General features: G+C 47.8%; 17 protein-coding genes. 3 read left to right on the top strand and 14 right to left on the bottom strand.

All coding sequences use genetic code 11. The features are described 5' to 3' along the window. Window positions 1-184: 184 nt before the first annotated feature. The 3 genes from FHW36_RS11650 to FHW36_RS11640 all read right to left on the bottom strand — a co-directional run bounded on the left by FHW36_RS11650 (window position 185) and on the right by FHW36_RS11640 (window position 2,533). A complete protein-coding gene (locus tag FHW36_RS11650; protein ID WP_145667657.1) occupies window positions 185-577 on the bottom strand; it encodes a nuclear transport factor 2 family protein in 393 nt (130 codons plus the stop codon). A 78-nt stretch (window positions 578-655) separates the two neighbouring features. Then, complete coding sequence (locus FHW36_RS30845) at window positions 656-1,522, bottom strand: helix-turn-helix domain-containing protein (protein ID WP_145667650.1); 867 nt, start codon at window positions 1,520-1,522, stop codon at window positions 656-658. Between the two features lie 354 nt (window positions 1,523-1,876). Then, window positions 1,877-2,533 (bottom strand): Pr6Pr family membrane protein, encoded by a 657-nt coding sequence (locus FHW36_RS11640; protein ID WP_145667643.1) that lies wholly within the window; start codon window positions 2,531-2,533, stop codon window positions 1,877-1,879. A gap of 640 nt (window positions 2,534-3,173) precedes the next feature. Here FHW36_RS11640 and nadC point away from each other — a divergent pair. From nadC to FHW36_RS11620, 3 genes are all read left to right on the top strand, one after another. Then, a complete protein-coding gene (gene nadC, locus FHW36_RS11630; RefSeq protein ID WP_145667630.1) occupies window positions 3,174-4,013 on the top strand; it encodes a carboxylating nicotinate-nucleotide diphosphorylase in 840 nt (279 codons plus the stop codon). A gap of 135 nt (window positions 4,014-4,148) precedes the next feature. Next, the gene (locus FHW36_RS11625; protein WP_145667618.1) at window positions 4,149-4,394 is read left to right on the top strand and encodes a hypothetical protein; all 246 of its coding nucleotides are present in this window, start codon (window positions 4,149-4,151) and stop codon (window positions 4,392-4,394) included. Between the two features lie 172 nt (window positions 4,395-4,566). Then, entirely contained in the window at window positions 4,567-7,716 is a 3,150-nt protein-coding gene (locus FHW36_RS11620) for a TonB-dependent receptor (protein WP_145667615.1), read from the top strand. 87 nt (window positions 7,717-7,803) lie between these two features. Here FHW36_RS11620 and FHW36_RS11615 read toward each other — a convergent pair whose 3' ends face one another. The 11 genes from FHW36_RS11615 to FHW36_RS11565 form a co-directional block, all read right to left on the bottom strand. Continuing rightward, window positions 7,804-8,748, bottom strand: coding sequence for a S1 family peptidase (locus tag FHW36_RS11615; protein WP_145667612.1), 945 nt, complete (start codon window positions 8,746-8,748; stop codon window positions 7,804-7,806). A 2-nt stretch (window positions 8,749-8,750) separates the two neighbouring features. Continuing rightward, a complete protein-coding gene (locus FHW36_RS11610; protein ID WP_145667610.1) occupies window positions 8,751-10,073 on the bottom strand; it encodes a MutS-related protein in 1,323 nt (440 codons plus the stop codon). Further along, the gene (locus FHW36_RS11605; RefSeq protein ID WP_145667607.1) at window positions 10,039-11,397 is read right to left on the bottom strand and encodes a MutS-related protein; all 1,359 of its coding nucleotides are present in this window, start codon (window positions 11,395-11,397) and stop codon (window positions 10,039-10,041) included. The genes FHW36_RS11610 and FHW36_RS11605 overlap by 35 nt, the downstream gene beginning before the upstream one ends. 1 nt (window position 11,398) lies before the next feature. Further along, window positions 11,399-13,726, bottom strand: a complete 2,328-nt coding sequence (locus FHW36_RS11600) for a Gldg family protein (protein WP_145667604.1) — start codon at window positions 13,724-13,726, stop codon at window positions 11,399-11,401. Between the two features lie 56 nt (window positions 13,727-13,782). Then, complete coding sequence (locus FHW36_RS11595) at window positions 13,783-16,122, bottom strand: Gldg family protein (RefSeq protein ID WP_145667601.1); 2,340 nt, start codon at window positions 16,120-16,122, stop codon at window positions 13,783-13,785. 21 nt (window positions 16,123-16,143) lie between these two features. Then, complete coding sequence (locus tag FHW36_RS11590) at window positions 16,144-17,061, bottom strand: ABC transporter ATP-binding protein (RefSeq protein WP_145667594.1); 918 nt, start codon at window positions 17,059-17,061, stop codon at window positions 16,144-16,146. A gap of 98 nt (window positions 17,062-17,159) precedes the next feature. Then, on the bottom strand, window positions 17,160-17,903 hold the full coding sequence (locus FHW36_RS11585; RefSeq protein WP_186452394.1) for an RNA polymerase sigma factor: 744 nt from the start codon (window positions 17,901-17,903) through the stop codon (window positions 17,160-17,162). Between the two features lie 36 nt (window positions 17,904-17,939). Further along, entirely contained in the window at window positions 17,940-18,719 is a 780-nt protein-coding gene (locus FHW36_RS11580) for a DUF4397 domain-containing protein (RefSeq protein WP_186452393.1), read from the bottom strand. Between the two features lie 17 nt (window positions 18,720-18,736). Continuing rightward, window positions 18,737-20,218, bottom strand: coding sequence for a RagB/SusD family nutrient uptake outer membrane protein (locus FHW36_RS11575; protein WP_145667577.1), 1,482 nt, complete (start codon window positions 20,216-20,218; stop codon window positions 18,737-18,739). A gap of 10 nt (window positions 20,219-20,228) precedes the next feature. Beyond that, window positions 20,229-23,612: a SusC/RagA family TonB-linked outer membrane protein gene (locus FHW36_RS11570; protein WP_145667574.1), complete on the bottom strand. Its 3,384-nt coding sequence runs from the start codon at window positions 23,610-23,612 to the stop codon at window positions 20,229-20,231. 57 nt (window positions 23,613-23,669) lie between these two features. After that, on the bottom strand, window positions 23,670-24,896 hold the full coding sequence (locus FHW36_RS11565) for a FecR family protein (RefSeq protein ID WP_145667573.1): 1,227 nt from the start codon (window positions 24,894-24,896) through the stop codon (window positions 23,670-23,672). Between the last annotated feature and the right edge of the window lie 12 nt (window positions 24,897-24,908).

Here is a 24,908-nt window from a genome sequence, read left to right as displayed (position 1 = left end):
GTGTCTTCTTTTTTTGCTCTATAATTTACGCTATAATGTGATGAAAAGTTCAAAAAATACCTTCAACTGGTTATCATTTGAGAAATAATTACCTTCATGCGAACCTTGCGAAATCACTTAAAATATCCGTTATTCATGAGGGTGATTTTGTTTTTATAAGCTCTGCTACATTGGACCAGCCATATCAATGCCGCGAACCCAGATCACGATCTTGCTCATCACCGCTCCTGAGATGTGTCAGTTCATTACAGTAAATTATTTTACCTTCCTCCACATGAAATTCCGCGATCACCTGGATGCTTGCTGAACGGCCTTCTTTGGTTTCCATATTAACAATGTGATTAGTAAATACGATCCCTCCCTCTTCTACAATGGTGATAAAATCGGTAGATAGATATTTCAACGCCTGCTTTTGTACTTTCATATGTTGACAAAAGCCCTGGTAATCCAGTTCTTTTCCGTCTACCTTTTGCACATATCTCTTGCTGAAATATTTTTCCACCGCAGCTTCATTATAAGCGAGGTTTTCCACTACTGCCTTGAAACTTTCCTTAATTAATGCTTTGTTGCTTTCCATTTTTTATCATTTTTGAATAATACAAAATAACAGGATTAGTTCCGGCAGAAACAGGGTATGAACGTAGGAAAAATTGGATTATCCGTGGTAACTTTTGCGGAAACGGGCAGGGGTTATATTCATTTCCTTTATAAACAGGCGGGAAAAATACGTATGATCATCATAGCCCAGCTTGTAGGCAATCTCTTTAATACTAAAAGTACTGTAGGCTAAAAGGCGCTTAGCCTCTAACATCACGGCCTGCCGGATCCAATAGCTCACCGGTTTTCCTGTAGTCCCTTTTACGCATTCATTCAGGTAGGGCAATGACAAGTTAAGCAGCGTGGCATATGCAGCCGGGCTTTTCTCCTGCCCATAATTACTGCTTACCAGGTGGCGGAATTGATGGGTAACTATAGCGGGTCGGTCTTTAGATATCTGAAGGCGTTCCTTTGCCGCTAAAAAGATACCGGCAAATATTCCTGCGCAGACGGAAATAAGGTGAGATAAAACAGTATCATTGAATATAGTTGCCGGGTGCTGCAGCAAATGACGCATGGCCTTGAAGCAATGATGCAATTGCTGTTGTATCTGCAACGACGGCATGGCGGGCTGCGGCTCACTCAAAGCTTCCTCAAACACCTGCCGGTAAGCAGGGTCTATTGAAAGTGGATCTGTACCCAGCAGCCATCCGGATACCTCCTGAATAGACTTATAGTGATGTACCTGTCCCGGAAGAATATAATAAATACAGGGGCCTGTTAAGATAACTTCCCTGAAATCTACCATTAAACGACTTACTCCTTCCTGCTGAAACAATAAAATATAATAATCATCACGATGGGCAGACTCGATCACTGTTTTACCCAGTCCCGGGCCCTCCAGCTGTCGCAGATGCACATTCAACGTTTGCTGCACCTCTAAACTGTGGAATGGAATAGCCTGCTTTTTTTTACTTAGTGCCATGTTTTACTAGTACGATGTCAACGAGATCAGGACAATTATAAATTTCAGTAATTTAAACAAACTATTGTTACCGTCTCCGGAGTTGTCGTGAAAATATGCCATGACCCAATGTACCAGTTTGGAATACCGGTGCGCGCCGTACAAGCTAAACAGGCTGGTTTATTCTTCCTGCCGTAGAAGTTGAGACCAATTCTAAATTGCGGCAGAATCTTTTGTGATAACGAGCAATACGTAATATAACAATTGATGGGGTATTTTGAAGGCGGATATTGGTACTTGGTTTCCTTATTCAAGAATTATATTTATTGCTTTCTCTTAATCCCGATAGCCTCCTAGGCCAGAGCTCACGTTATTTTAATAAAGTGTATTGTTATTTTCCCGTGCACGGCTAATCCAGGCGAGCAATTGAGACAACATTATAAAAAACACTGTTAAGCCACATACATAGGTCGTAACACCTGATGCGCCCCCTGCAGTAGCGGGATCAAGAAACGGATAAGGATACCAACCGGTAATCGAAGCACGAATAAAAGTATAAATAACCCATAAAAGTGGGAATATCAATAGATAAAAAGCTTTAGCAGCAGTAATAGGTTTTCGAGAAGGCCATAATAACCACCAAACAGTAATAAAAATTGGACCAAATTCATGTAAGATAAAATCTCCCCAACTAAAATGACCAGGATCCAATGGTGTGTTTCGAAGCAACACCGCAAACACGATACCGGTTACCATCATGTAAAGTACTGCGCCACCACGGAGATATTTGAACCATTCACCAAGTTCTTTTTTTTGTAGAATTGCAGCCGCAGCAATCAAATAAGTAGCTGTGGCTATAAAATTGCTCTGGAGCGTAAAATAGCTGAACCTGTTCCAACCATAACCAGGAAATGCCGGATTCCCCTCCCAAGCAGTCCAAAAACTACTGGCATCCAGGGTAACGATAGCCATGATGATCAATATGACAGCATTGAGCCATTTTAAATTTCGAGGTAAAACTGTTGGTTTCATAGAGTTTTCTAAAATTTAAATTCTGTCAAAAGTAATAAAAAAAAATTATACTTTTAACACTAACCAACTATTAGCTTACTATCGTTTTTGGGTAGCACTAAAATATAGAAACCGGGCATGTCAATATGATGTATGGGATATATTTCATGGTGAAGTTTTAGCAATAAATCAACGGGTAACAGACAAGTAATAGGACCGGCTGTACTGAATAGTATAAGACGAGGTCTATTTTATTAAGCCATATTTCCCTAATTTTTCTTCCTGCTTCTTCTGGACTAATTCTTATATATCGATAGAAGTCCTGTAAGTTCTTATGGCCACTTATTTTCATGGTTAGTTCAACGGGAGTTCCAGCCAGAAACTCTTTTGTACAAAAAGAACGACGGCAAGTATGCGAGGTTATCCATCCATATTGAATAGTATTCTAAATATGACCGTACAGCACTTCCTATTATGACCACATGCCTTTAGCATGTCATCAATGATACAGAAAATTGATATAATTTTTTCCTCACTGAGCATTGTACGGCAGTTTTTTGTGTGGTAACTCAAAACTATCAATATTTACAATGCTCTTTTTTATTCTTTAACTGGGAACTTGGGTTATTTACTTAATTTTGCGTCCGAAAATACAGAGCGTATGACAACACAGGAATTCATTGCCGCAGCATTTCTCGAAGACGTGGGGAGCGGCGATTACTCTACACTGGCATCCATACCAGCCGATGCTAAAGGCAAGGCGATACTCAAAATAAAAGAAAAAGGTATACTGGCAGGTATGCAGGTGGCGCAGGATATTTTCCATCATCTGGAAGAAGATGCAAAATTCACCATCTATAAAAAAGATGGCGATGCTGTAAATAATGGCGAAATCGCGTTTACCGTTGAAGCCAGCGTGCATACCATATTAAAAGCAGAAAGACTGGTGCTTAACTGCATGCAACGTATGAGTGGCATCGCAACGCTTACCAATAAGTACGCTGATAAAATAAAAGGCTACAAAACCAAAATACTCGATACCCGCAAAACCACGCCGCTGTTCCGCGAATACGAGAAGCAGGCAGTGCGCATTGGTGGTGGTTACAACCTTCGCATGGGCTTGTACGATATGATTATGCTGAAGGACAACCATATCGATTTTTGTGGTGGCATAGAGCAGGCCATACAGAAAACCAACAAGTATCTTGAGGTCAACGAGCTCAATCTGAAAATAGAGATCGAGACCCGTAACCTAGATGATGTGCGCCGTGTGCTTGCTGTGGGCAATGTACACCGCATAATGCTCGATAACTGCTCGCCGGAACTATTGGAAGAAGCAATTGAGCTAATTGGCGGTAAGTACGAGACCGAGGCGTCGGGTGGTATCAATCTCGATAACATTATCTCCTATGCCCGTACTGGTGTCGATTACGTCTCAATAGGCGCTGTCACAAATCGTGCTGTGAGCATGGACCTTAGTTTAAAAGCACACCAAATATAGCGCAGATATTATCGCGGTTGTTATTATCTCCCTGTTAGTAACCCTGATACAGATGTCTGCCCGTCCATACCGCTAAAGACTGCCACTAGCCCAGCCAATCGCCACTTCAATTTTTCCCAATTTAGATATACCGCAGTGGATCCCAGCGTTAAGGAGAGTATCGTCATCAGCGTTTGCATGAATGACCTGATCTCTTTTTCAGCTGTGGGTAAGGGAGTAGGGCAAAAGATTGCGTCCTGGACGGGTGTATTACGCGACGGGCGGATGGAAACCATGTGGCACGTGATTGCTAACAAAAAGTTGGATGCGGATGGAACAAAGAAGCCGGCCGGGCTATGGGAAGCGTTCGTTACAGGATCGGATATTTTTGAGCGGGTCTGATCCCCTACATGAAATTAAGAAATAAAGATTTAAAATATTATCTTTATCTAAACCTATCTTATCTGTCACGCCTATATGAAAACCAAATATAATATTTTATTAACATCGTGTTAATACGCACTAAACATCATGTAGATAATTTCGCGGACTGAATTTTAAACCATCTAAATCGATGAAGCGATCACTCTGTCTGTTCTTTATTACGTTAGGCTTGCTAACGTCTTCCTTTGTATTTGCCCAATCTACGCTGGCTGATTTGAATGGCCAGGTCAAAGCCAAGGATGGCACCCTGATTCCTGGCGCATCTGTTACTGTGAGAAATGAGTCGACTGGTTTTACCAACAGGACCCAGTCAAATAACAAAGGCCATTACACTTTTAAGCAATTGCCGCTCGGTGGTCCGTACACAATCACGGTATCAGCAGTGGGCTTTGGTGCGCAGAAAAAACAGGATTATAGCCTTAACCAGGGAGATGTACTCCAGGTGAACTTTGACCTTGAACAAGCTGTTTCCAACCTGGAAGCGGTTACCATCGTATCTACGTCCAACAGGAAAGCGATTGTAAATGCGGGTGCGGCTACTACCATTACCCCCACGGATATGAACAGGTTGCCGGTCAACGGAAGAAACTTCGCCAACCTGGCAGCATTGTCGCCGCTTACCGGTAATGGTAACAGTATTAGCGGCCAGCTGGGATCTGGTACCAACTATACCATCGATGGTATGACGGCAAAGAATCCTACGTCTGCCGGTCCTACTACCTCCAGGAGCGGCGCTCCTTATTCGATCTCTATTGAGGCAGTGCGTGAGTTTAAAGTGGTCACCAACCAGTATGATGTTACGCTCGGCAGATCCGGTGGCGGTACCGTGAGCGCTGTTACCAAATCCGGTACCAACACGGTATCGGGTTCCGTATTCGGCTATGGTCGCGCCAACTGGTTATCCAGCCCTTATGATATTCGTGGTAACAAAAGGAATAACGACTATTCCACTTACCAGTTTGGCGGTTCTATCGGCGGACCCATCATCAAAGATAAATTGCACTACTTCTTTGCATGGGACCATCAAACAGACAACCGTTCCCTGGTAATTGCCGATGTACAATCTAATTCCGATCAACTGGTGTATAATATTACCAGGAATGTACTGGATACATTTGTGGATATTGCCAGAACAAAGTATGGTGTTTCCAATCATGCACAATATGGCTCTTTTGGGAAAACACGTAAGTCTGACGCCGGCTTCCTGCGCCTGGACTGGCAGATTAATGATAGAAACCTGTTGACCATCAGGGACAACTATACCAATGATATCAACAAGCTGGGTTTGATTGATAATACGGCCATCGACCTGTATGAGTCAACCGGTAACGACTTTAACAAAGATAACAGCCTGTTGCTGACACTGAGGTCTACTATCAGCCCTAAAATTACGAACGAATTAAAGGCGCAACATTTATATACCTGGCAAGCCAGCCGGCAAAATGACGAGCTGCCGGGCGCATTGCCAAGAGCAATCGTAGAAAACGTCACTTCTGTATTATCTGATGGATCTACTAAGTCTACCAACATCCAGATCGGCGGGCACCGCTTTGGTCAGGAAGGATTTACCAACAACGTTTTCCAGCTGACCGACAACCTGTATTACAATACCCAAAAAGTTAACTATACCTTCGGTATCGACCTCATGTATACACACGCTAAATCGCTGTATGGTAGCGAAGTAAATGGCCGCTATGTGTACAGAGGCCTGGATGCTTTCCGTAACAATACGCCTTATGCATTCTATCGGGAAGTGCCGTTGGTGGCCGATCCAAGCGTAACTTCCAGCATTTTCAATGGCGGTATCTACGGTCAGTTGCAAACCGACCTGGGTAAAGGAGTAGGCCTTACGGCCGGTTTGCGTTTCGATATGGCTAGTTATCCTGAAGCGCCATTCAACGAGGATCTGTATAAGGCGCTGGGCGTAAGTACCAATAACCGCATTAAGTCTTTTGTACCGCAGCCAAGAATCCAGCTGACATGGGATGTGAACCAGAAGCATACAGATTATATCAAAGTGGGTGCGGGTATATTTAGCTCCGATATTAATAACTATATGCTCATCAACAACCTCACATTTGATGGCAGACATTTCGGAACAGCTAACCTGAACGCCAGTTCTGTAGCTATACCTTCCCCTGATTTCGCGGCATTCCGTAAAGACCTTTCTACCGTACCAACCTTTGCACAATACCAGTTGCCACTCATCAATTACACAGGCCCCGACGCTAAAATACCCATCGTTTACAAAGCTAATATCAACTATACAAAATATATCACCAGCCGCCTTAGAATGGGTGTTTCCGCTTACCTCACCTACGGCCGTAATAACTACTTCTATATAGATAGGAATATGGTGGAAACCCCGTATTTCACGATGCCTAACGAAGCCAACAGGGGAGTATATATTCCTTTAGATAAGATGAATACCAGTGGTGGCAGTGGTAACTACCTGGATGGTAGAATCAGCAATGCGTTCGGCAGGGTACTGGAATTAACCAGCATGGGTAAAAACAATACCTATACTTTTGTATATGATGTCAACTATCGTTATTATAAAGATGGTAACATCACCGCCAGCTATACCTGGAACGATTCCAAAGATAATACCTCCTACAACGGTAACGTTGCCAATACCGCTACTTTAAGTTTGCCGGTGGCAGATGATCCGCGTAACCTGAGTAAGATGAGTTACTCTGATGCGCAATTCCGTCATAAGGTAGTATTCTATGGTACATCACCTACCGTTGCGGGATTTGTGTTCAGCGTGCGCTTCTCCGGTATCGGTGGCACCCGTTACAGCCTGTTGTCTGGTGTAAACAGCAACCAGGATTTTGTAAGCGGTACCAATGACCTGGCTTATGTATTTAATCCGAATGATCCTTCAACACCAGCTGGCGTTAGAGACGGTTTGAATAAACTGTTGAGTTCAGGCGCAGGCGGCAGCTTCAAAAAATATATTGAGAAATCGGAAGGTAAGATAGCAGAGAGAAATGGAGGTGTTAATAGCTTCTATGGTACATTCGATTTAAGACTGGCTAAAACACTCAAAGTGTCTAAAAAGAGCGGCTTTGAGCTTTCTGTCGACGTTTTCAACTTCGCCAATATGCTCAATAAGAAATGGGGCGCCAGCCATAACTTCGGTAATACTTCGTTATACCGTGCTTCGGCATTCAGCAAAGACATCCGCTCATATAACTATTCTGTTAATACCAGCGGAATTGCTAATCCGGGTGGAGACCCCTACCAAGTGCAGTTAGGAGTAAGATTCTTCTTCTAAAACCATCCGCAAAATATATGTTGTCAGTCGCCACGCCGAAGAGAAACTTCGGTTTGGCGACTGACATTTTATAGCTAAGATCATTGCTCATCTCCCCAGCAACTCCAGCAGCGCCGCTACCGGTGCCGTATCTTTTACCACCATCTGTTGATGCACGCCTGCCATGATAGCGCCTTTCCCCTGATCTGTGGAGATAGGTGCAGTAGACGAAACAATGCCTACCAGGTTACCACATTGATCCAATATCGGGCCGCCGCTGGAGCCGATAGCATAATCTGTGGTAATTTCCATACGAATGGGAGGTCTGCCAAGCGGATTATAGCCTGCCGCTGCGGCCTGTTTGTCGATGGTTACATTCCTGGCTACCATGCCATTACTGAAGTAGTAGAAAAATCCTAAGGGATGGGAGAGGCAGTATACAGGGTCGCCTACTTCGGCGGGCCTTCCCAGTGGCAGCGGAACCAGGGACATGCCTCTAGTATTTATATGAAACACGGCTATATCATTGTTTTGAGAGTAAGCCAGTATGTTGTCAATAAAATGTACCTGTCCGTCGGTGTTGATGATAAAATAAAGGCTGTCGTTATTGTTTGCTATGGTTGGTTTTTGCAGGATATCTTTCAGTACATGGTAATTCGTAACGCAAACGCCATTGGCGCTGATGGCAAAGGCGGTGCCTATCAGGTCGAAATTTGTAGTGCCTGATGGCTGGGCTTTCGACAGTTTACCGATAATGAATACACTTTGTTTTCGCAATGCATAAATAGAGGCGCCGTCCAGGGATTTTCTGCTGGCACGAAGTGTTTTTATTTCCTCTCCTTTAGGCGCCGCTTCATCCGCCAACAGGGCGGCGCTGTCGTGCAATATTTTCAATGAAACAGTTGCTTTGCCGGAAAGGGTGTCTAAATGGAGATGGCTAAAGAATTGCTGGTAGTCGATGTACCTGTTATGGGTTGCTGCCGCCTGCCCACGGGCGCTGGTGTGCAACAATAGAGCAAAAGCGCAGAGCAGTATTAATTGGTTTGTTTTCATAATTAACTGGGTTGGTCGAGTAATTCGAGGATGCCTTCGTTACGTATGATCATCATACCCTGCCGGTCCGACGTGATACCTTCTTTTAGCACGTAGGGATAGGTGGGGCGCTTGCCGTCCATCACGGTGGGCATATAGGCAAAATAGATATTGGCGCGTTGCTGCAAGGCTTCGCCTACTTCAATAATATGGGTGGAGATGATAAAAAGACAGTTGTCGTAGTCCGCGAAGCCTTGCGTAACCGCCAAGGTTCCGTCATAGGCGTCTTTTACATTGGTACCTTTAAACAGCTCGTCGAATAGTAGTAATAGCTTTTTGCCGCCGGCAGCTGCTTCCGCAGCCTGTTTCACGCGTACTACTTCCGCATAGAAATGGCTGTAACCGAGCCCGATATTATCAGCCACATTGATGGAAGAATACAGTCCTTCTCTGACGGAAAATTCCATATCACTGGCTGCTACCGGAAATCCCATATGCGCCATGTACAGCCCGATTCCCACCGCTTTCATCAGGGTCGACTTACCAGCCATATTGGCGCCGGTGAGAAATAGCAGGTTGGTTTGCTCATTTAGCAACAGGTGGTTGCCAATAGCCTTGTCAATGCAGGGATGGCGTAAGCCGGCGGCAGACAAAATATTCTTATCTGCATCGAGGGCAGTGGCATAGTTAAAACCTTTACTACGGGCCACGTTGCTGACGGCTATGTTTACATCTACTTCATAAATAAACGTCAGGATAGTTTGCGTTTCACTGTATAGTTTCCCCTTGAGCAGATGCTCAAAATAAGCGAGGGTGCTCAGTGGAAGTGCGGTATAAATGTCTATCTCCCGCAAACGTTCCAGTCGTTTGTCAGATAAGAGGCTCCTGATGTTGGCCAGGCGTGTGGCAAAGGGACTGGCGCCGGCAGGGAAGGAGTTGACAAAGTTATAGCAATGCACCAGGGTGATGATCGTGGCCTGTAAGCCCTGCACCTTTTTTTTGTAGCGTTCATCGCGGGTGAGCACGGCCAGCCATTTTTTGATGATAGTGCCTGCCAGTACCAGTACGGGGTTGCCCGCTACCTGCACATCGAGGTATTCCTGCATCAGCTGTAGTTGCTGAACATCAAATGTAAATGACCGGTTGGCCTCCTGGAAGAAGCGGAATACCTGGCTGCGGGCATTGATAGCAGCAGCGGCTGTGAGGGGCTGGCGAAACATCTGGTCCAGTAAATGCCCGCCTCCTCTCGTTTTTACCTGGTTAAACAGGTGGTATACAGAATCCTGCCGGAACTTTCCCAGCAGATTCAGTTCATCCAAGGTCTGTTTGTCTGTGCTGAAGCTCATAATTATTTCGGTGGTTGTCAGTTTGTTGCTTTCCCTTTTGCAGGATGTCGAGTATGCCTTCATTGCGAATGATAATCATCCCATGCCTGTCGTCGGTAATACCTTCTTCCAGCGTATACGTATAGGCAGGCGTATGGCCTTCCATGCGGGTGGGAAGAAAAAAGAAGCCGATAGACGCGTCTGGTCTGAGTGCTTCTCCCGCTTCTACGATATGCGAAGAAACGAGGAAAAGGCTGCGTGTTTTTTTGGCAAAGCCTTTTATAATAGCGATGGTGGCCTCCTGGGCATCTTTCACATTCGTGCCGCGGAACAATTCGTCGAACAGCACAAATAGTAATTTGCCCGCGCTCAGTTCCCTGGCTATTTTCTTTACCCGCAGTACTTCTGCGTAAAAGTGGCTGGCGCCAATGCCCAGGTTATCCGGGAGATTGATCGTGGTGTACAGTCCGTCCATGACGGAAAATTCCATCGACGTGGCTGCCACAGGAAACCCCATGTGAGCCAGGTATAGCGCTGTACTTAAGGACCGCAGGAAGGTGGATTTGCCGGCCATGTTGGCGCCTGTAAGGAAGATGATGTTGCGTTGGGTGTACATCTCTATATCGTTGCCCACCGGCGCTTTCAGCGAGGGATGATATACGCCCTTTACCTTTAGGGTACAAGTACCTTTCTCTAACGCTGCCGGGAATACGAATTTCCGTTCTGCAGCGGTGCGGGCAATGGAAAGATATACATCCAGCATATAAATGTGGCGTAGCAGCCGGATGATCTTATCGTTTTCACTGACCCGGAAGAGTGCATCATACGCAGTGATGGCTGCATAGGGTAGTTTATGCCCTTTCCCGGGTATTTCTTTGAGTGCTGGCGCCAGGGCAGGTTCCGCCAGTAAGGCATTGATCGCTGCTCTCTCCGGCGCATAGCCGGCTATAGCCGCTACCTCCTGTTTTTCCATAAAGGTTTTGGTGAGGTGGATCAGGGAGATGACAGCCATGACGCCGTTTTGGATCTCTTTTTCACCCAACAATTGTTCCTGGATGTGTTGTCCCGGCCGGGGATGATTGGAGAGATATTTTTCCGCCATGTCGAAAAGCGCTGCATCATAAGGAAACGCGAGGCCCAGGTTGGCAAACTGCCGGATGATGCTGCTGCGCTGGTTGATAGCCCCCTGGTCGGATAGCGGGGAACGGAATATCTCTTCCAGCAATGCTTCTCCGCCGCGGGTATGCAGTTGGTTGTAGATGTCGTAGATCCCGCCTTTGTCGCGTTTCCCGAACAACCCCAGGTCTTCTATGGTTTGTTCATCTGTTTGTAAGTAGGTGATCATCTTATTTCCTTTTTCTACGGATTAATAAAATTGTGCTGCTCAGCAGCAACAGGCCGGGAAGCACCCACAGGTAAGCGATTTGCTGTGCCTCCGCGCCGGAAGTGCCAATGGCCATGATATCGTCTTTAGGGTGCGGCCGTGGCGTGTATATGGGAGAGCGGTTATAGGCCAGCCAGCTATAGGCCGGCATCACCAGGACGACATTTGTTGCCAGCCTTACGTTGCTCGCAAAATCAGCATCCCCGCAAACAATGATCCGTTGCTCTTTGCCGTGTACCTGCCGCGACAATTGCAGGACAGTAGCATAAGTGCTGCTTTTCCGGTCGCCTTCCTGGTAGTTGAACGGAGGAAGCGTGGAATCGGTTACCAGGGCGCCGGCTTTGAGCCAGGTTTGGCCTGGTAAAGTGCTGACCAGCGGCGTTATGGTAAAGACACTGCTGCTGTCGGCAGATAAGGTGGTGGTTCCCGGCATCAGCACTTTCAGCGTGTCGTCAGGATCCTGCCCCATCATGGAATCCAATCCTTCCGATAAGTGACGGCAGGCCGGCAGCAGGTAGCTGATCACTTTATCCGGGGTTTCATTATAAGTAGGGCGTACCAGTTGTCCTTCCGATAGCTGTACGCCTGCCTGGGAAAGCAGCGGACGTAATAATGCCTGTTTGCCGGGTTCGCTCATGATGAACATATTGCCTCCGTTGCTGATATAAGTCTTCAGCTTATCTGATACCTCCGGAGAGAGTGCTGTTTTAGGATCTGCCAGCAGTAAAGTAGTTACATCTACAGGGATATTACTGGTGGCCAGGTTCACGGTGTCTACTTCAAAGCCGGTATTCACCAGTGTTCCCCTGCCTCCTTTGTAGGCGGAATGAAAGGCGTATTCGCGCTCGCCTATTTTATAAACACTGCGCTCCAGGTCGCCCGTTACTGCTGTTACTTTGGGTAAGGCGGGCTGCAGTAACTTTTGTAAGGCTGCATTTACATTGGTTTCATCCGGCCAGAATATGGGGTCATCGAAGGTGCGGAGAAAAACGCTTTTGCCCTTGTATTTCAGTTGCATCACCAGCCGGTAGCCCTCGGGCCGCAGATCTATCTGCTGGCGCATTTCTTCGGGCGTCTTGAATGCGGTGATGCTGATATCGCGCGCGTCTGCATTTTCTGCAGCAATTTCTTTCAGGGTTTTACCCGGGTATTGCTGGTACAGCGAGCGATTGTCGACGATGGAATCATTATCATAATAGTAAACATACCGGAAGCGGATATCCGGTCTGAAGCGCAGGTAACGCTCCCATAAACTGGCCAGGTAATCTTCATTGCGCATTTCGGGCATGCCCCGGTCAATACCCGCGCCTAGTAAATTGGCATAGAGCGTTACTTCCAGCGTGCTGTCGCCCAGCTGTTGGAGGGCCCGTTGTGTGCGTGGGTGAATGGTATTGATGTCGGTGGCTGTAACATCCCAGTAGCCTGTCAGCGACGGCCTGGAACTGATATAACCTATCAGCAGCGCCGCTGCCATTACTACCAGGTACCTGCCCGTTTTAACATACCAGGGACTGGTGCGGCGGTCGTTCTGCAATTTCAGCCAGGTAAAGCAAACAAACATGCCGGTGATCACCATGAAGTAGATGACATCTTTAGTGGTAATAAGACCCGTCAACATTTTCCCGGTTCGGTTTTGGAGAGACAGGAAATAGGTAAGATCTCTCACTAGATCGTATCGTTGCCACAGGCTGCCAATATAGCTAAGGGTGAAGATAATGGCAAACGTACAAATGGCGGATACCACCTGGTAGGCGCTCAGGCTCGACATCAGTAAGCCGATGGCGGAGTAAGCGCATACCAGCAGGTAAAACCCCAGGGCGGCAGAAAAAAATATCCCGTAATCGGCATGTCGGATGCTGAAAAAACCGGATACCATAAATAGCGCTACAATTCCTACCAGTAGCAGGTTGTATAGCATAATGCCCAGGTACTTCCCCAATATAATATTACGCAGGCGGACAGGAGAGGAGTAGAGTAAGGCAATAGCGCCGGTGTTAACTTCCCGGCTGATAAGCCCCATCGTTAGTATCGGGACAAACAAGTACAGGTTGCGCACAACATTCAGGAATATACCGCTTTTGAGAAATACGCTGGCGGTCAGCGAATTGCCAAATCCCTCGAATTTCGGTGTAAGTTTTATCATCACCTCCTGCCAGTTGGCGATGCCAAATATAGCAGGCGTATAGAAGATAGCGCATTGCACCAGGAACACGATCATTACAAACCATGCTATGGGAGAGTAGAACAGGAAACGAAACTCATTTTTGGCTATCTTAAATATGATCTTCATTGTAGTTTTTTTAACTTTTTAAATACATGCTAACGGCGCCGGTTATACGTAATCTGCTATTTTCTTTGCCGTCTTACCAACACCATCGTACCAGCCAGTAGTAATAACCCCGGCAGCAGGTATATGTATATTATTTTCTGCCTGGCTGCTCCTTCAGGACTAAGCACCACCCTGCTGTCCTGAGGGAAAGGCAGTGGCGTGTATACGGGGTATTCGCCATTGCATAACCAGCTGTAGAAAGCGTGAGAGAGATCGTCGGCCAGTCTGAAGTTGCTGATACAGTCGGCATCGCCACACACAATAACGCGTTGCTCCCTTCCTTTTAGCTGCTTTGATAGTGCGATGACCGTAGGGAAGCTGGACTGTGCAGTATCGCCTTCTTTAGGTGTGTAAACGGGAGCAGTGGAATCTGTTACCAGCTTACCGGCTTTCTGCCAGGCGGCTTCCGGCAGGGTCATTACCCATGGCTGTACGGTAAAGCCACTGTCGCTTGTATAAGCAATACCGGTAACACCCGCAAATATGTTCTTGATGCTGTCTGTATATATTTTACGATCCCACACCCGTTTGAATTGCCGGAAATAAGGTTCCTCCACCTGGCTAAACGCTTTGTAGGTATAGTACACCCATACCTTATCAGGCGTTTCGTTGGCAGTGGGCTGTACGAGTTGCCCGTGCATTAGTTCAACGCCTAACGGAGCGAGCAGGGGAGCCAGTATCTGTTGCTTGCCGGGTTCTGCCAGTACCAGCAGGTTACCGCCCTCGTGGATATAGTTACAGATCTTTTGTTGCACAATCGGTGGCAGGTCCATACGTGGATCGGCGAGCACCAGTATCCGGGCATCCGCGGGAATGTTCTGTGCTACCAGGTTGAGCGTATCTATGTCGAAACCGATTTGCAGCAATGAATGGCCTTTTCTTTTACTGGTGGCATGTGCGGCATATTCCCTTTCTCCTGTTTTATAAATGTTGCGTTCCAGCTGTCCGGTTACAAAGTATACTTTAGGGATGGGAGCATGCAGCAGGCGTTTGAGGGCGGCATTCACATTGGTTTCTTCCGGCCACAGCATATCTTCAAGCCCCAACCGGAGAAAGGTAGTGCGGCCCCGGTATTTGAGCTGCATAACGAGCCGGTAGTTTTCCGGCGCCAGGTCTATCATCCGGCGGATTGCTTCCGGTGATTTGAAAAGAGATGAATCTACCTGGAACCCATGCGCAATCAGCCCGGCAATCTGTTGAAGGCTTTTCCCCGGATAAGTTTTGTAGATGGAACTGTCGCCCGCAGGTACTGCGTAATAGTAACTGTACCTGAATTGTATGTCTGGTTTAAAGCGCAGGTACTTTTCCCAAAAATCTGATAAGTAGATGTTTCGCGCTGCAGGTAGACCATGGTTCACATTCTGATCAAACAAATTGCAATAGAGCGTTACTTCCAGTGTACTGTCGCCCAGCTGCTTTACAGTTTCCTGGGTACGTGGGTGCAGGGTATTCTCCTGCCGGGCAGTAGTATCCAGGTAGCCGGTAAACCGCGGACGGGAACTGAGATACCCGATCACCAATACCGATACAGCCACCAGCAGGTAACGGAAGGTTTTCACATACCAGGGCCGGTTTTCCTGCCCACTTCTTAAACGTATCAGCGTAAAGCTAACGAACATGTAAATAATCAGCAGGTAATAGAGCACATCTTTGGTAGAGATAAGCCCGATCAGCATTTTTTCTGTGCGGCCTGCAATGGAGAGGAAATAAGTGAGGTCCCGGATAAAATCGTATTGCTGCCATAAGTGGCCAACGCTATTTAGGATAAAGAGTACGGTGAAGCTGGCAATAGCAGCGATCACCTGGTAAAGGGTAAGGCTCGACATAAAAAAGCCGATGGCAGTCAACGCACTCAGGAGCAAATAAAAACCGAATACGGCCGATAAAAGCAGGCCAAAGTCGAGATGCCTGATATCAAAGAAACCGGATATAATAAAAATGCCCATGATCAATATCAGCAGGACATTATAGGCGATTATGCCCAGATATTTTCCCACTACAATTTGGCGCAGTTTCACCGGGGAAGAATAAAGCAGCCTGGCAGTACCGTTGTTGAATTCCCGGTTAATCACGCTCATGGTAAGCAGCGGAACGAAGAGATAGATATTCTGGAGAATACTAAAGAAAAAGCTGCCGGTTGGATTGGAGAAGATGGACCCCGTGACGGATTCTGTTACCCAAAGATCGGCGTAAGGTTTGTTGCTGTATACCAGGTAACTGGCCTTGGCCCAGGAATAGAGGATACCGGTATAAAAGAAACTGCACATCACCAGGAAGATGATGGAAAGAAACCAGGCTATTGGTGAATAGAAAAGATGGCGGAACTCGTTTTTTGCTATTTTGAACGTTGTATGCATAATCGCTCCTTTATTTGGCTTTTAGTATGACCTGGCGGATAATTGTTTGAAGATGTCATCCAGTAATCCTTTATCGAAGCTGATTTCCCGCAGGCGCCAATCATGCTGCATACTGGCGGCTATCAGTCTTTCTGTAATTTCGGAGTCGCCGTCGAAATAGATGCGTACCTGTTTACCGCTTAGGAATTCCACACGGGTAACCCCTTTAACGAGCAGGAGTTCTTCCCTCGAGGGAGGATTCTCCATCTGCATCCGTACCGTACTGGCTTGTGCATAGTTGTTGAAAGCATCCATACTGTCTGAGAACACGATCCTTCCCGATTCTATCATGATGATCTCCTTACAGAGCAGGCTGATTTCAGACAGAATATGGGAAGACAGCAGCACGGTATGTTCCTGAGCTATTTCCCGTATTAGTTTCCTGGCTTCAATCAGTTGATTGGGATCGAGGCCGTTGGTGGGTTCGTCCATCACTACCAGTTTGGGTTTATGAATGATGGCCTGTGCAATGCCTACGCGCTGCCGGTATCCGCCCGAAAGATTTTTTATGAGCCTGGAACTGAAATGTGCAATGCCGCAACGCTCCTTGGCTTCGTCCATAGCCGGCTTGATTTTGCTTTTGTCCATTAATCGCAGTTGGGCGCAGTAGGTAAGGTATTCATCGATCGTGAGGTCCGTATAAAGCGGCGGTGTTTGCGGCAGGAAGCCAATCTCTTTTTTGGCTGCTTCCGGTTCTTTTTCCAGGTCGATCCCGTTGATGAACACTTTGCCGCTCGTTTGGTGTAACGCGCCGCAGATAATGTTCATGGTGGTGGATTTGCCGGCGCCATTAGATCCCAGCAGTCCGATGACGCCTGTTTGTCCGATCTCCATGTTGATATCCCGTATAGCCCAGTTGCTGGTGTATTTGTGGGAGAGCGACGTTGTTTTTAAGATCATGTTTTCTTTTTTATCGGCAAATGTTTCCCGGTACCACGCTCATTTAAAGCGCGTGGCGATGATGGGTAATTGCCTGGTGAAGTAGGATATTGATATTTTTAAGAATATACCTGCACCACTAATTGGGCGCCGCTGCATTGCGCATTGGGTAAATGCTTTTGAATTGTTTCCTTTACTTTATATAAATCCCTGAGCGGAACAATTGTATTACTGGTTTTGAAAAAAATCTGGTTGAGCACAAAAAAGAGAAAGAAGAAAGAGAGGCTCACCATATGTTCTTTTACAAACTGCGTAGCCCGCAGCAGGTGCACTTTTACCGTATTGGGCGACACTTTCAGGTAGCTCGCAATTTCCTGCCTGCGCAGCCCCTGTTCCCGGCTCAGGTAATATACAAGCCGTTGTTTTTCCGGGAGCTTATCCAATATGGCATTGAACAGTGCTGTTTGTTCTTTTTGAATCAGTTGTTTTTCGGTATTAGTGCAGTGTACGGGTTTGCCGGCCTGCAGGTGTTCAAACAAACGTGATTGCCGTTGTTCTCTTTGCTGTTGTTTGTAGGCGAGGTGAATGACTACGCGGTATAGCCAGCCACCCAGGTTATCCGGTGTTAATCTATTGCGTTGCTGCCAGAGGCGGAGAAAGGCTTCCTGTACAATATCTTCCGCAGCCGGTGTATCGTGCGTAATACGGAGAGCGGCATGGAGCAGGCTGGGAGAATAGGTTTGCACAATCCTGTCAAAAGTATTTTTATTTTCCAGGAAGACGATATCCCGGCTCGTTTCCCGTTTGTGCGCAAACAGGTGAATGGGTGTTGTCTTCGTGGTGATGGAAATTTCTTGTTGCATATATTCAAACTTATCGGCCATTGGCAGCTTACGGGTTTAATAGTTATTGATCAGCAGCACATTTTGCGGGCTATTGCCGGATCCGTTGTCAGGAAGTCCTGTCAGTGCCAGGGTACGATTGCGGAAACGCCAGGTGTTGGCCGGGTTATTCGGATCGGATGAACTATTGTTGATACCGGCAGCGGTAAAGGTGCAGAGCAGCTGACCGCTAGCAGCGTCATGAAACTCGAACGTATATACGCTGTCGGTTGACCGGGCGGAATAACTTTTAAAACCGGTGATTCCCTTATAGGATAACAGTTTTACTTCGCTGCCGGCTGCCTGTCCCTGGAGATTGATATTTACCGGGGCACTACCTGGTGAGAGGTTCACGAAACGTATGCCGGTAGTGCTGTCTGTTACTGCCCGGTAGGGAGGGTGGTCAACGCTCAGCAGGGTGTCAGGCTGACTGAGCGTGCCTGTTACAAACAGACTATTGATGGAGCCTACAGGGAGGTGGAGTGTAACGACCGCCAGTGGATTGTTTTTAGGCAGGGTATCCGGGTAATTGTATAGGCGCAGTGTTTGCGTTCCGCTGTAAGCGCTGAATTGATAATCGGGGAGGAATGTGGCATATTGGATCTTTTGCGCATTTAAATAGTAATTCGGAAGCGTATCTGCATTGCTGAAGTTGACTACGAGATTGTCTGCGCCGGGCACGGCATTAATCACAGTGAGCGATGCCGTGCCGGGTGGCGTATTGCGCTCTTTCCGGCAAGCAGCTATTACCAGCAGTAATAGGAAGTAGCGTAGGTATTTGTGAAATATGGATTGCATGGTATTTTTTTTAAGATTTAATACCCCGGATTTTGTACCAGGTGAAGATCTTTGTTGAGGTCTGCCGGTGGCAGGGGATAGAGCAATTGGTAATCGCCTGCCCATGGTTGTTTCAGCGCTATTTGCGACAATACTTTGGTGGCTTGCCCGGTTCGTTTCAGATAGAACCACCGGTGCGCCCATTCGCAGAAAAATTCCACCTGCCATTCGTGTGCTATAGCCGCCTGCAAGTCGGCCGGTGACAGGTTACCTGGCAGCGCCGGCAGGCCCGTCCGGGAACGGATGGTATTGAGGTCAGCGATAGCGCCGGCGATATTGCCGCCTGTTCCGTTGGCCTGTGCTTCTGCCCTTACCAGGTATAATTCTGCCAGCCTTAATACCGTAGGATATTCAACCGGGTCGGCGCCCTGGGTATAATTGAAGTTGCCAATCCTGTACTTTTTCATGTAATAACCGGTAAGGGGAGAACTATAGATGGGCAGTGAATCTATCCACTCGCTTCGCCGTTTGTCGCCCTGCTCAAAGGCATTCAGCAGTTGGGAAGACAGTATATATTGGAATACGCCTGTTGTATCTCCCGGTGTGCGGATATAAAGCCCGGGAAGGAAGGTTACGCCATCCGGGGTATTGTCATTGTCGGTGACTTTAGTTTTGGGATTGAGTTGCCAGATCGCTTCCCGGCTGGTATTCAGGAATACATTGGTAAGGCTGGGTTCCAGGGCAAAGAGGGAGGGTTGGTTGATGACTTCCGTGGCCATGGCGATTGCACTGGCATAATCTTTTTTGAAGAGGTAAACTCTGGCCAGCAGCGCGGTGGCCGCCCATTTATTCACTCGTACTCTTTTCCCTTTGCCTGCATTATAGTTGTCTGCCAGGTTATTCCGTGCTTCCTGGAGATCGGTTATTATCTGTTGATATACTGCATCCTGTGGGCTGCGGGCAATCGTTGCTACCTTATCGTAGTTAATAGTGAGTATCAATGGCACATCTCCATAAAAATTCACCAGGTAGAAATAGCAGAAGGCCCGCAGGCACTTTGCTTCTGCTGTAAGCTGTTGGCGCGCACTGTCGTGAAGTTCAGCCGAGGTGGAAGCGGCAATTCCTTCTATCACCGCATTGGCATTATAGATAGTGCTGTAGGCCGACGTCCAGATATTATCAGTAGGCGTCGTACGGGCGTTACCGATGCCCATTACGGTAATGTGATTGGTGTTGATGGTATAATAAGTACTATTAACGCCATAGAATGCCAGTAATTCATCGGCAGACAGGCTGCCATAGAGGGATGCCATGGCTTTAGAAAAGGCGCCATCTGCCAGCAGGCTATTGTAAACACCATTCATAGCGGAGTTGGCCAGCGCATCAGAGCTGAAAACTGCGGAGTTGCTGATCCGGTCTGTTGGATCGGAAATAGATACCAGTTTATTACAGGCACCCAATAGCGCCATGGGAAGCAACAGGATAAACCATTTATTTTTCATATCGGTATCGTGTTTCATGTTCAGAGGTTTAAAAATGCCAGTTAATCTTTGCCGTATAAAGGCCGGCCAGCGGCATCACATTACCGGGCGTTTCCGGGTCTCCACCGGCGTAATGGGTCAGTGTAAGTACATTTTGTGCATGCAGGCTCAGTGTTAGTTCTTTCATACCTGCCTTTTTGCTCCAGGCGGGTGGCAGGGTATAGTAAATGCTGGCATTATTCAGCCTGATATAGGAGGCATCTGTAAAGGTGAGGTTCGACCAGCGCAGCTGGGACCAGCTGTTGTCTACCGGCTGGGTGTTGAAGGCCGGGTAAGGTACTACGTCCCCGGGTTTTTGCCAGTGGGAAGAACGGGCAATAAATTCAGGTACGTTCTGATTGAAAGTGCCGGGTGAATACGCAATATTCTGGAGCATATTCATGCCTGTCTGTTTTTTAAACCGGAAAAAAACACTGAACCGGAATCGTTTGTAAGATGCGTCCATGCCAAAGCCGCCGTCAAACTTCGGCTGCAGATCATAAGCCAGCCCTCTGTCATCCAGGCCGATAGCCGGAGCAACACCGCCGGCTCCATTAATGATGCCGTCATGATTATAATCCTGGAAGGCCGCTTTCCCGGTGAGCGGATCTACACCAATAAAGTGAAAGACATACTGTGTGTTGATTGATTGACCCACACGATATAGTCCGGCATAGGGCGTGTTTTCGAGGTTAGGGAAAGAAAGCAGTATGTTCCTGTTGATGCCTATGTTGAACCGGGCGGACAGGGAAAAATCTTTTTTGGCGATGAGTTGGGCCGATAGGTTCCCTTCCCAGCCGCTGTTTTGTATAACAAGGGGTACATTGGTGGTAAGGGAATTAATATTGACCGAGTTGATGAACCCGGGAGTGGGATAGGCAGATATCTGATCGGAAACGCGGTTGCGGTACCAGCTGATGTCCAGGGATACTTTGTCTTTAAACAGGCCCAACTGCAGGGCCGTTTCCAGCTTGCGGTTTTCCTGCCATTTATAGCGCTGGTTCGGCCGGATAGAGGGTGTGAGAGCGCTTTGCCCGTTGTATCCGCCGCCTGCGTAAGACGAATAAGTTTGTACCTGCCATAGGGCCAGGTATTGGTAGTCGAGCCCTCCATCATCGCCAGTGAGGCCATAGCTGCCCCTGAATTTCAGGAAGCTGATGGCGGTGGGTAGTTTTTCGCGCAGCCATTTTTCCCCGGAAGCTATCCAGGCCAGCCCTATGGAACCAAAGCTGCCATATTGCGCCTGGGGACCAAACTTGGAAGAGCCTTGTTTGGTGCCGTTTACATGCAGGATGTACCTGTCGTCCCAGTTATAGGAAACATCACCTATAAAGGCGGCGGTTTTTGCCTGGCTATAAGCTGCTGAGGTAAGAATGGAGGGAGCGTTGGCGATAGAACCCAACAGGATATCGTTATCATATCCAAAGCCATACTGGTTGCTGCCCCGGGTGGCGGTGGCAATTTCATTGCCGATGAAACTCACTTGCAGATGGCCCTTTCCCAGGCGGGTATTATAACTTACCTGTGGATTGATAGTCCAGCCGGCATTCTGTGTGATGCTGAAATTGGCGCTGCCTATGGGGCTGCTCACATAAGGTCCCTGAGAGGCGATTGTTATAAAAGCGTTGGTGCTGTTATAAGCAAAGTTATATCCCAATAATGTGGTGAAGGTAACCCCCCGGAAAGGCTTGTAATCCAGGCGCAGGCTGCTGGTGAGGGTCGTGGTGGCCTGCGGATTGGAAGGGTTGAGGTAAGCGCCGAAGGGATAAATGCTCAGCAGTCCGTTGGCATCCCATTCCGCCCAGTTGGGGTTGCCCTTTTTATCGAATACTGGCGGAGCATTGGGCGCCCATCCTGGATCGATCACCGGCGGCACTACATTCACATAGCTATAAGCAAAATTGGCAGAGAGGTTAACAGATAATTTCTGATCTGACGTGGTATGGTTGATATTGCTGGCGAAAGTCATGCGCTGTGTGGCGCCCGATATGCTGGTAGTATTGGTAAGGCGGTTATAGTTGGCGTTGATCCGGAAACTGGTTTGCTCCGAGCCCCCCGATATGCCGGCTGTTACATTAAGGTCAACCGCCCGCGAGCCAAGCACCTGTTTTCCCCAGTCGGTATACCGGGTAGTGTCCCAGAGCAGCAGGTCGGCAGCATTTTGCAGGTTGGGCGTAATGCCTGAATTTTTGAGTGCCTCCCGGCGCATTTGCAGATAGTCCTGGGTATTAGCGTATTTAAAAAGCCTGGTGGTGCGGCCCCAGCTAAGCATGGGCGGGTCTACATTCAAATCGAACCTGGTTTTACCTGGCTTGCCCCGCTTGGTAGTGATTAGTATAACGCCATTGCTGCCGTTGGCGCCGTAAACGGCGGTGGCATCTGCATCTTTCAGCACGTCGATACTTTCAATATCCTCCGGGTTAATACTGAAGAGCGGGCTTTGGCCATTGGTAGTAGTGCCGCTTGGATAATTGTAGTTAACGCTTTGAATAAAGCCACTGGAGATATGATTATAGGAGTTGCCCAGCGACAGCACATTGAGCGGAACGCCGTCTATCACATACAACGGGTCGGCAGGTACACCGGCATTCAGGGAGTTAATGCCCCTTATTTGTACACTTACCGGCGAACTGGCAAAGCCATTGGTATAGCTTATCACCATGCCGGGCACCCTGCCTTCCAGCGCGGCCAGTGGATTCATCACCGGTTGTTTCTCTATTTCAGCGGCGGTTATTTTGGTGATATTCCCTGTCATCAGCCGGGGACTGCTTTTGCTGTAAGCCTGGGTAACCACTTCATCCAACAGGCTGCTGGCGTCTTTAAGCACAATACTTATGTCCGTTTGCCCGGTTATGGGTACCTGCCTGGCATTATAGCCAATAAAGCTGACCTTGAGCGTATCGGAAGGGCGTATATTCTTCAACGTGAAATGCCCTTTTGCGTCGGTGATGGTACCCTGGTGGGAACGTTGCACCACCACGCTGGCACCCTCTAATGGCTTATTGCGTGTATCCGTTACCGTACCTGTTACGATGTAAGTGCCTGCCGGAGAACTACCTGCGCCGAGAGTGGCCATCGGGTAAATAGCAATCGTCTGGTTCAGGATACTGTAGGAGAAAGGATGGCCCTGCAGGCATCTTTCCAGTACCTCTGCCACGGGTACATCTTTTACTTCCAGCGTAACCGGGCCTATTTTTCTGGCCCATTCGGCTTTGCAAAAGAAGTTATAGCCGGTTTGCCGGCGTACATCTTTCAGAATGGCGTCAATAGATGCATGTTGCGCTGAGATGCTGACCTTTTGGGCCCATCCCCGTACATCCACGAATAAGATGAAAGCGATAAAAATAAGCAATAGCTTCCCTGAACGACGGGAGCGTCGTACTGTTGATTGCATTGATCCTGGTTGTTTAGATAGGTTGATAAATAAACACCCGGCGTAGTCTGCTGCCGGTTATGGTTGTACTATGATCTTCCCCGTTTCATTATGTTGTCCTGCTTCTATCCTGAAATGAATACCACTGGTGAGCTCCAGGCTTTTCAGCGCCGTAGCCAGATCTGTGCTACGACTCATCATGCCTATGATAGGCGCCTGTGGTTTTGCTCCTTCATAAATAATTTCCATGTTATACCATCTCCCAATCTGGTTCATCACGGTTTCGATATCCTGGTTCCGGAAATCGAATACGCCGTTTTTCCAGGCTACGGCCGCTTCTCCATCTACATGCGGTATCAGCCTAATGGCATCGTTGCCATTACTGAATGACGCCTGTTGGCCGGGACGCAACAATAATTTGTTGTCGCCTTTCACCACCCTGACAGCGCCTTCCAGCAAGGTGGCCGTTATGGTAGGGTCTTCAGTATAGGCACTGATATTGAAATGCGTTCCCAATACCTCTATAACCGCATCATTTACTTTTACGCGAAAGGGCGCGACAGCATTCCCAGATACTTCGAAATAAGCCTCCCCGGTGATAGCTACTTCCCGGGTATTGCCCGTAAATGCAACGGGGAAGGTGATGGAAGACGCAGCATTCAGCCACACACGGGTGCCATCGGAAAGTACCAGTTGATAATCGCTTCCTTTAGGCGTTCGCAATGTATTATAAGTGGGCAGGGAAGTGGACATGTTTTCTGGTGCCGTTTGGCGATAGGCAACGTGTCCCTCGCCGGATTTAAGGACAACCGCGCCATTCTGATGCGCCAGTGTTCCTGTTGTAATGCTGTCCAGTGCTATACTGGCGCCGTTTGCCAGCGTAAGAGATGCCTGGCGGGTATGCATCGGCACTACGTTGTTGGCGCCAGGAGCACTGGTGACTGCCGGACTGCCGTGCGGCATATGGTTGGTTAAAATATAATAACCCAGTCCACCCGTAAGGAACAGGATAGCTGCGGCTGCAGCGTACTTTGTCCATACAGGCAGGCGCCGGACAATTTTACGTTGTTGCAACTCAGGTATGGTCGTTGTTAATCTTTGATACACCTTTTCTATCATTACGGCGTGCTCGTCATCGACGGGCATCGGCACAGGAACCTCCTCCAGCAACGCCTGCCAGGCGCCGGCCAATGCAGGGTCATCTGCATAGCTTACCAGCTCATGCAATGTTTGCCGGTCGTTGTCTCCTTTCATCCATTGATCAAAGAGCCGACGCAGCGCTTCCTCTTTTTGAACAGGTGTCATATATATAATACG

Source organism: Chitinophaga polysaccharea (assembly GCF_007829335.1).
Lineage (GTDB): Bacteria > Bacteroidota > Bacteroidia > Chitinophagales > Chitinophagaceae > Chitinophaga > Chitinophaga polysaccharea_B.
Note: the sequence above shows the minus strand (reverse complement) of the source record. Positions and strands in the feature narration are given on the sequence as shown.

Coding starts and splice junctions, on each gene's coding strand:
- FHW36_RS11650 (WP_145667657.1), bottom strand. CDS start 577: ATGGAAAGCAACAAAGCATTAATTAAGGAAAGTTTCAAGGCAGTAGTG.
- FHW36_RS30845 (WP_145667650.1), bottom strand. CDS start 1,522: ATGGCACTAAGTAAAAAAAAGCAGGCTATTCCATTCCACAGTTTAGAG.
- FHW36_RS11640 (WP_145667643.1), bottom strand. CDS start 2,533: ATGAAACCAACAGTTTTACCTCGAAATTTAAAATGGCTCAATGCTGTC.
- nadC (WP_145667630.1), top strand. CDS start 3,174: ATGACAACACAGGAATTCATTGCCGCAGCATTTCTCGAAGACGTGGGG.
- FHW36_RS11620 (WP_145667615.1), top strand. CDS start 4,567: ATGAAGCGATCACTCTGTCTGTTCTTTATTACGTTAGGCTTGCTAACG.
- FHW36_RS11615 (WP_145667612.1), bottom strand. CDS start 8,748: ATGAAAACAAACCAATTAATACTGCTCTGCGCTTTTGCTCTATTGTTG.
- FHW36_RS11610 (WP_145667610.1), bottom strand. CDS start 10,073: ATGAGCTTCAGCACAGACAAACAGACCTTGGATGAACTGAATCTGCTG.
- FHW36_RS11605 (WP_145667607.1), bottom strand. CDS start 11,397: ATGATCACCTACTTACAAACAGATGAACAAACCATAGAAGACCTGGGG.
- FHW36_RS11600 (WP_145667604.1), bottom strand. CDS start 13,726: ATGAAGATCATATTTAAGATAGCCAAAAATGAGTTTCGTTTCCTGTTC.
- FHW36_RS11595 (WP_145667601.1), bottom strand. CDS start 16,122: ATGCATACAACGTTCAAAATAGCAAAAAACGAGTTCCGCCATCTTTTC.
- FHW36_RS11590 (WP_145667594.1), bottom strand. CDS start 17,061: ATGATCTTAAAAACAACGTCGCTCTCCCACAAATACACCAGCAACTGG.
- FHW36_RS11585 (WP_186452394.1), bottom strand. CDS start 17,903: ATGCAACAAGAAATTTCCATCACCACGAAGACAACACCCATTCACCTG.
- FHW36_RS11580 (WP_186452393.1), bottom strand. CDS start 18,719: ATGCAATCCATATTTCACAAATACCTACGCTACTTCCTATTACTGCTG.
- FHW36_RS11575 (WP_145667577.1), bottom strand. CDS start 20,218: ATGAAACACGATACCGATATGAAAAATAAATGGTTTATCCTGTTGCTT.
- FHW36_RS11570 (WP_145667574.1), bottom strand. CDS start 23,612: ATGCAATCAACAGTACGACGCTCCCGTCGTTCAGGGAAGCTATTGCTT.
- FHW36_RS11565 (WP_145667573.1), bottom strand. CDS start 24,896: ATGACACCTGTTCAAAAAGAGGAAGCGCTGCGTCGGCTCTTTGATCAA.